The 1,261-nt window shown below is 62.3% G+C and carries 1 protein-coding gene; it reads left to right on the top strand.

The window, feature by feature from the left end; genetic code table 11:
* Window positions 1–1,172, top strand: a 1,172-nt coding sequence (gene glmU, locus NFR51_RS10995; protein WP_251713620.1) for a bifunctional UDP-N-acetylglucosamine diphosphorylase/glucosamine-1-phosphate N-acetyltransferase GlmU, incomplete at its 5' end; no start/stop codon positions are given.
* Between the last annotated feature and the right edge of the window lie 89 nt (window positions 1,173–1,261).

Consider the following 1,261-nt stretch of genomic DNA (forward strand, 5'->3'; position numbering starts at 1 on the left):
AGCATGACGTTCTGTTTGCGCTGCAGGAAGAGCAAAAGGGGACGGGCCATGCCGTGGCCCAGGCCCTGGCTCGTCTGGGCAACGGCATCGTGCTGGTGCTTTACGGCGATGTGCCGCTGATTCGCCGTGACACGTTGGCCAACCTGCTGACTCAGGTGGATGAGCAGCATATGGGCCTGTTGACGGTCACGCTGGACGACCCTGGCGGTTACGGGCGCATCGTGCGCGATAGTGACGGGCAGGCCGTGGCGATTGTCGAGCAAAAAGATGCCAACGACGAGCAACTGAGCATCACCGAGTGCAATACCGGCATCATGGCCATGACCAGCGCTCAACTGAAGCGCTGGTTGCCCCAGCTCTCGGCAGAGAATGCCCAGGGTGAGTACTATCTGACCGACGTCATCGCCATGGCTGCCAGCGAAGGTATCAAGGTGGCCACGGCGCAGCCCCACGATGCTACCGAGGTGGAAGGGGTCAACAACCGTGCGCAGATGGCCCGTCTGGAGCGTGCTTACCAGCAGCAGACGGCGGAAGCGTTGATGGCTCAGGGCGTTGCCCTGGCAGACCCGGCGAGAATCGATGTACGCGGCACGCTAACCTGTGGCCACGATGTGTTCATCGACGTGGGCTGCGTCTTCGAAGGGAACGTGGAGCTGGGCGAAGGCGTGCGCGTTGGCCCTTATTGCGTGATCAAGAACAGCACCCTCGGTGCTGAAAGCGTCATCGATAGCCACAGCGTCATCGACTCCACGGTGGCCGCTGGCCATAATCAGATTGGGCCCTACGCTCGTCTTCGCCCCGGCACGCGTCTGGCGGTCAAGGCGAAAGTGGGCAACTTCGTGGAGACCAAGAACGCCGAGGTCGGCGAAGGCAGCAAGATCAACCACCTGAGCTATGTGGGCGATGCCACCCTGGGGCGCGAGGTGAACGTTGGGGCAGGCACCATTACCTGCAACTACGATGGCGTCAACAAGCATCGCACGCAGATTGGCGACCACGCCTTCATTGGCTCCAACAGCGCGCTGGTTGCCCCTGTTTCGATTGGTCAGGGGGCCACCGTGGGGGCGGGCTCCACCATCGCCAAGGACGTGGCGGAGCACGCCCTGGCAGTGACCCGCAGCCGCCAGTTGGAAAAGGCCGACTGGCCGCGCCCCACCAAAAAAGCAAACTAAACACCGGTGATACAGGCGCTTGGCGCCTTCAGGAGAGTGGAGTATGTGCGGTATCGTCGCAGCCGTGGCACAGCGCAATGTGCAGGGGA

This window comes from Lactococcus ileimucosae (assembly GCF_943193185.1).
GTDB lineage: Bacteria > Bacillota > Bacilli > Lactobacillales > Streptococcaceae > Lactococcus > Lactococcus ileimucosae.